This window comes from Novosphingobium olei, assembly GCF_012927405.1.
GTDB lineage: Bacteria > Pseudomonadota > Alphaproteobacteria > Sphingomonadales > Sphingomonadaceae > Novosphingobium > Novosphingobium olei.
Genome location: NZ_JABBGM010000007.1, coordinates 161,603 through 168,388, shown reverse-complemented (window position 1 = coordinate 168,388; position 6,786 = coordinate 161,603). Strand labels below are relative to the sequence as shown.

The window sequence follows — 6,786 nt, the reverse complement described above, 5'->3', positions numbered from 1 at the left end:
TTGGTTCCTTCGACTTGTTGAGGTCGAGGGAACCGTAATTATCTGGAGTGAAATCATGGAAAACCGAAGGAAACCTGCGCCTCCCGCCACCACGCTCGACATAAACTGCGACTGCAAAGAATATGTGTAATGTTGAGCTCAACATTAGATGGCCTCGCGGGGCGACAAGTCCAATTCCAGCGCCTCGCGCTCCTCGGGATCGAGCTCATTAAGCCGCCGATTGAGGATCGATTCCGCCGTGCTGACCAGCTGCACCACCACGCTTTCATCCTGGGCGAGGTGTTCGTCGATCGCCGGGAAGATCGAAGGCAGCTTCAGTGAGAGCAGCACCTGCGCGAAGAAGCGCTGCTTGGTGCCTTCGAACCGACTGCGCGCCGCCGCCTTGGCGCCGCTGTTGAGCGTGCGGTTCTCGAGGCCGTCGACCACGCCCGTCAGTTCAAGCGCGGCTTCAAGGTTCTGGTGGATGATCGTCCAGGCCTCGCAATAGGTGTCATAGATCGCGATCTGGTCGATGCTGAGGTCGTGGCGCAGGATGTCGTACTCGATCCCGGCGAAGCTGAGCGCGCGGGCGAGATAGAGCCCCGACGCCTTGAGGTCGCGCGCCACCAGTTCCATCGCCGCAATGCCGCCGTCGCGGATTTCGGAGATGAACTGCTCGCGGTTCGCAAAGGCCGTGCCCGGTCCCCACAGGCCAAGCCGCACCGCATAGGCGAGGTTGTTGACGTCCGAAGCACCGGTGGCCGAGGCGTAAAGCACGCGGGCGCGCGGCAGGGTGTTCTGCAGCAGCACTCCAGCGATCCCCTGGAGCGAACCCTGTTTCTGACCGAGAGCCCCCTCCCCGCCAGCGACACCGCCCATTTCATGGGCTTCGTCGAACACGATCACGCCTTCGAATGCGGGACTGGCCCAGCGCACAATCTGGTCGAGCCGGGTATCCTCGACACGGGCAGAGCGAAGGGTTCCATAGGGGACGAACAGGATGCCCTCGGGCGCGGTGATTTCCTCGCCGATCTTCCAGCGCGCGAGATCAATGATGTCCGATGGCAGCCCGCCGATCGCGGTCCAGTCGCGCTGCGCATCCTCGAGCAACGGTGCGTTCTTCGAGATCCAGATGTGCCGACGATTGCCCTTCAGCCATTGGTCGAGAATGCAGGCCGCCGCCTGCCTCCCCTTCCCCGCTCCGGTCCCGTCGCCTAGGAAGAAGCCGGTGCGGTAGAGCTGACCCTCGGGGTCTTCCTTGAGCGCCACCTCGCCAGCGGTTTGGCTGAAGCGGCCGTGGAGATCGCGGCTCCAGGCTTCGCCCGCGTAGATCACGGTCTCGAGCTGGGCCGCCGAGAGCAACCGCGCGGTCACCGTCCGCTCGGGCAGGCACGGAATGTAGCCGGGCTTGGGCGCGGCGATTGACGCCATGGCGGCGGATTCGACCAGATGGGACGGATGCTCACCTGCTTCGGGGATGACGACGCGCGAGGGGCGATAGTCGGCATAGACCCCGCGTTGTTCGCCCATTGCCGCGGCCTCCTCGAGCACTTGGTAGGCGACAGGCCTGACCTCGTTGGTCTGCGGTGCCCGCACGATCACCGGACGCGCCGGGCCGCTTTTCACCGATCGGAACAAGCTGAGTTTGGGCCGAACCACGGCAGCCGGACTGGCCACGCGCAGCGCAGCGCGTGGAGGAATAGGTCCTAGCGCCGCGAACAGCTCGCTTACGGACGCTCGATTGATCGTCGAAACCGAGGTCTCGCCCGGAACCTTGTCGATTACCAGCAACCGCACCGCAATGCCGGTGCCGTGCTTGGCGTAGCCGCCCTTGTCGAGCCGCAGCGACATGACGACCCGTGCGCCTTCCAGAGTACGGCGATAGACTTCGCCACCTCGTGCGGATTCAGCAAACCAGTCCGGCATGATCGCCACCACCCGTCCGCCGGGCAACAGATGGTCGAGTGCTGCGCGCAGGTGCCGTGCCGCTGTGTTCTGATCTTCGCCGCGCGACTGCGACACCGAGAACGGAGGGTTCATCACGATCACGCTCGGCCGAGCGGTCCCGGCGAGCAGCGCGGCAATCTTGGCGCCGTCGTGGCGATAGACTGAAGAGCCCGGAAATAGGCCTTCGAGCAGCTCAGCGCGGGTAGGTTCGAGTTCGTTGAGAAGGAACTGCTTCACCGCGCCTCTTGCCAGCGCAGCGATGATCCCGGTGCCGGCGCTCGGTTCGAGGAAGATATCTTCGGACCCGAGGCGCGCGAGATGGACGGCAAGGCACGCCAGCGCCGGCGGGGTAGAAAACTGCTGGAAAGCGATCTGGTCTTCGCTGCGCACCGTGTGGGTCGGTAATTCCCGAGCAAGCGCCTCGAGCGTGCCGATGGCAGCACCGGCGTCCATTCGGCCGACCAGTTCCGGAATTGCCATGGCCAGCGCCACCTCAAGCGCCTCGAAACTCTCGCGCTGGGTCCAGGCTCCCGCAGCATCGTTGCCGCCCGAGCTCTCGGTCATGGCCTCCGTGAGAGCCGCTCGATCGATGGGAATGGCGAGCAGGAGCTTGGCAGCAAGCGTTCGCGCAGCGCCGAGAATGGCGCTGCTGCCTGAGATCGTAGCGGTCATGGAGGTCTCCGGGAGAATTGTGAGGTCTGCTGCCGACCGGCGGCACATCCCCTGCAGCCCCCCTCCCCTCAGCGCTTCAGGAGCTGCGCCCAGTCGTTCATGCGTCCCGGTGGCCACTCGGTGTTGATCGCAAGGCCCGGTCGGGCCAATGCTTGCCGCGCACGGGCTTCGGCGCGGCGGCCTTCAGGGTCGTTGTCAGCAAGCAGGAACACGCGCTCAACGCTGGCCGGGATCTCGACCTGGTGGAAGCGCTTGGCGCCCATGGTGGCCCATGCCTGGATGCCGGTCAGTGAGGTGTATGCCGCGGCAGTCTCGAAGCCCTCGCAGAGGCCAATCGTTTTGCCCGGTGGTCCGTTGGTCCAGGCAGCGCCGATCGCTCGCCCGAGGACGAGCTTCTCGGTGTAGTGGGCCGTCGTTGGATCGAGGAATATCCGCTGGATCGCGACGATCTCGCCCGCCTTGCGCATCGCGACCAGCAAGGCTGGCTCAAACTGAACGAGCCTCCCCTGCCCTTTCGGACAGCGCGGATGAAATCGCAGGTCTTCAAGCGGTGCCCAGACGTTGCGGACTTCGCGGACATAGCGCTCGGCCAGCGTGCCCTCGATCTGACGAGCTGCCTGCCAAATCGCAAGAAAGGCTGATGGCTGGTGAGCCTGTCTGCCAACTACCTCAGCGGGGCCAACGCTTGGCAGGTCGGCGATCCTGCGAAGCGCTCGAAGAACATCGGTAGCATCACAACCGGCATGGCAGGTCACGAGGATGCTGCGATCGCCTTGCCTGATCGCCAGTGACGGCGTTCGGTCTGCATGGGACGGGCAACGACACATCGCGGTGTTGCCCGTCCACTTGCCACCTAGGCGGGCGACGAGGGTTCGGAGATCCGATGTAGGGTGATTGCTGATGAGGGGCATAACCGCCCAGCTCAGCCCTACTCCCCTCCCCCGACGCGAATCAGCCGTCGGCGATGTGCTCGGAAATCATCGGTCAGTTTGCGCCTGCCTGAGCGCGCCGGTCAGCATATTTGATAACGAAGGCCTCCCAGACCCTGAGCCACTCGGCATCAGTGCGCGCTTGCTTGATGCCAGGGAAGCCCGCACGAAAAGCGTTTGCCATGGTATCAACACACCACGGCTTACCTTTATCGAGACCGATCGCCCGAAACTTCGTCTCTCGGTCGCCGTATGTCAGGCTACCGCCCGGAAAATGCTGCAGAGGTTCGGTGGTCTTCGTTTCGCGAAGGGGCGTGCGAGCCATCTTCGGGACCGATGATCTCGGTGCGGTTTCCAACGCTGGTGCACCAATGACACGCAGGTGCGGACCGACGAGCTTTCGCTCCAATGGGGCTGGCGAAGGTCGCAACACCACCTTGCGACCGCTGAAATCGACATCTGCGTTGGGATACACCGCCGAAACCAACTGCATGGTCTCTCGCACGGTTTGCCGGAAACGCTTGCTGTCGGCGTCATTGCCCAAGTGCTTGGCCAGTTGATCCCAGGAGATTACTTGCCCCCGGTCACTGCCGATCCGTGGCAGTCGATACGCAAGGTAGGTATAGAGGTCGAGCGCAGTTGGGGTGCCCTTGAGCTCTCGAATAGCGACCTCGTTAAGCGGTACGGCATGATCAAGCAGGTGGCTGTAGAATGCCTCTGACATCCGAATTTCACGCGCAAATGCGCCGTTTTTCTCAAGCGATCCGGCGTACTCGTTGGAAATCTTCACATCCCGAACAGCGAATGCGTTGTCCCCACCCTCGTTACCCTCCCAGCGGATTTGCCATTCGCAGGCAAGCAGCCGGTCCACCTGCTCCCTCATCAAATTGGCGGTACCGCGAGGTCCATAGGAAACTGTCTGATAGCCAAGACGGCGCATCCACTCAGTGAAATTGCGACCCAAGTAGACGTCGCGCGAACGCTTCGTGACTGCTTGCGACAGCAGATAGATCAGCGCGACGCGCGGATAGGCCCCATACGGTACTCCGAGGCTTCGAAGTGTCGGCTTGCCATCGACGGTTTGCAATATGGGCCTGGGGTTGATCGCCAGCGCATACTTTCCGTCTTCGCGAAGGATGGGTTGCGTATCATCCTTCGGCCGCTTCGTGGGCAGGGACATCGCGCAAAGCGCTGAATGCAGAAATGCCGGTACGGGCTCTTCATCCTGAACCCTGAGAAACGCATCCATGGTCAGCTGAGTGCCGGCAGACTGCGCTAGTGACCTGACTCGCTCTTCACCACCGCCTAGCATTGCTAGAGCGTATTGATGTCCGATTGGACGCAGTGTGTCTCCGCTCATTGAACCGTCCCTTCCCGACTCATTGGAGCCCCGGGTTGGTCGTTAATCAACAGGTTTGATCTTCGAAAGCAAGGCCATTGGCAGTTTTGACGGATTTCCGGGCCTGAAACCTCCAAACACGCCGATGATCTCGGAGCGGTTTGTCGGCGCACAACAAAATCCAATGACCAAAATTCAAAAACGATTCGCGAATCGGATTTTCTTAGGAGATTCCTTTAGTAGGTATGGGCTCCGAGATCATCGGTCTCAAGAGAACCGAGATCATCGCTTAAATGCACTGAATTCATCGGTTTGCACCGAGATCATCGGTGATTGTCCACAGGGGGCCAAACTAGGCACACACGTCCTTGTGCGACCGCCGATGCGCGTCACAAGATTGAACTCCCTGCTCCCTGGCGACCAGTGACTTTTCGATCCGTCCTACCCCTCTGATTCGGCGCTAGCCTGAAAAGAGCACGGAGATCATCGGTCACTTTGTAAGATTGGTGGCCAAAGTTTGCTCAAAACTGCCAAGAGTGCTAATTCGCCCGCTCAATCTCACAAAGCGGTGACCATGGCCAGCGAAGCAGCGCTCGACGCACAAACCGATGAACTCCTGGAAGACGGCTTGGGGACCTTACATCGAAAGGCCCTCACCATCCTTAAGCGTATTCGCGATGGAGCCCTGGATCCGGAGACCGGCCAAAAGGTCGGGCCGTGCTACTCAATCTCGAAGGCGGCCGCGCTCGTCGGCCGAACTGCCTCTGCAATCCGTGAGGCCGAGCGCGATGGGCGACTGCCGCAACGCGATCGAACTGCGTCCGGCCATCGGGTCCAGTACACCTTGGAAGAGCTCGATCAAATGCGCGCCGTTTTCGGAACTCGCCCCTGGCGAGAACCAACCGACACGCCCGCGGTTATCTCCGTGTCCAATTTCAAAGGTGGTGTTGGGAAATCGACAGTCGCGCTGCATCTCGCTCAGCATTTCGCCATTCACGGTTACCGCGTTCTGTTCATCGACTGCGACAGCCAAGCCAGCTCGACGATGATGTTCGGATATCGGCCCGACGTGGATCTGACCGAAGACGACACTCTCTACGGGCATTTTCATAATCCCGAACTCCTCGGGGTGCGGTCCATCATCCGCAAGACTCACTTCTTTGGCCTCGACCTGATCCCAGCCAACCTCAAACTCTACAATCTCGAATACGAGATCGCGGGCTACCTGGCGCAGAATCAGAACTTCGACATCATCGATCTGATCGCCGAAGCTATCGATACGGTGGTCGACGACTATGACGTCGTTGTCATGGATCCGCCGCCGGCTCTCGGCATGGTCTCCATGGCGGTACTTCAAGCAGCCAATGCGATGGTCATTCCCGTACCGCCGAGTGTGATCGACTTCGCGTCTACCGTGTCCTTTATCGACATGGCTCGCACCACGATGAAGCAGCTTGAGCAAATCGCGGGCAGGGTGAAGCCAGCTTACAACTTCATCCGCCTGGTTGGGAGCAGAGTGGATGAAAGCAAGTCTATGCACCGGGAAATCCTGTCGATGATGCGGCAGGTCTTTGGCGGTTCAATGGCGACATCTGTTCTGAAAACCAGCGCGGAAATCGACAACGCCAGCTCACGCATGAAGACCGTTTTTGAGCTCGACAGGCCAGTGACCTCGCATGAAGTTCACAACCGTTGCATGAAGCATCTGAGCGACGTCTGCAGAGAGATTGAGACTGACGTCCTGCGCACTTGGGCGAGCAGGGCAGGGGAGGCGGTTTAGTCAAAGTTGCCACGTGGCAACTCGGGCATAAAACCGCATATTATCAACGTCATGTCAGTGAAATTTGATTGGTTGGTATGAGGCTTGAGGCGTGGGATTGAGGCAGTTTCTTGGGAATGTTGCCACGTGGCAACTTACCA

Annotated in this window: 5 protein-coding genes; 2 read left to right on the top strand and 3 right to left on the bottom strand. The window is 60.6% G+C overall.

From position 1 onward, the window contains the following. Positions 1-144: 144 nt before the first annotated feature. Both HHL27_RS15830 and HHL27_RS22480 read right to left on the bottom strand, forming a co-directional pair. Positions 145-2,598, bottom strand: coding sequence for a strawberry notch-like NTP hydrolase domain-containing protein (locus HHL27_RS15830; RefSeq protein ID WP_169494348.1), 2,454 nt, complete (start codon positions 2,596-2,598; stop codon positions 145-147). 68 nt (positions 2,599-2,666) lie between these two features. Next, entirely contained in the window at positions 2,667-3,290 is a 624-nt protein-coding gene (locus tag HHL27_RS22480; protein ID WP_420874073.1) for a DUF7146 domain-containing protein, read from the bottom strand. Between HHL27_RS22480 and HHL27_RS22475 the strand changes: the two genes are divergently transcribed. After that, a complete protein-coding gene (locus HHL27_RS22475) occupies positions 3,246-3,389 on the top strand; it encodes a hypothetical protein (protein WP_156135851.1) in 144 nt (47 codons plus the stop codon). The two genes, HHL27_RS22480 and HHL27_RS22475, sit on opposite strands and share 45 nt — an antisense overlap. Before the next feature lie 193 nt (positions 3,390-3,582). Here HHL27_RS22475 and HHL27_RS15820 read toward each other — a convergent pair whose 3' ends face one another. Further along, the gene (locus HHL27_RS15820; protein ID WP_010890897.1) at positions 3,583-4,887 is read right to left on the bottom strand and encodes a replication protein RepA; all 1,305 of its coding nucleotides are present in this window, start codon (positions 4,885-4,887) and stop codon (positions 3,583-3,585) included. Between the two features lie 553 nt (positions 4,888-5,440). Here HHL27_RS15820 and HHL27_RS15815 point away from each other — a divergent pair. Further along, a complete protein-coding gene (locus HHL27_RS15815) occupies positions 5,441-6,646 on the top strand; it encodes an AAA family ATPase (protein ID WP_011906626.1) in 1,206 nt (401 codons plus the stop codon). Positions 6,647-6,786: the final 140 nt, after the last annotated feature.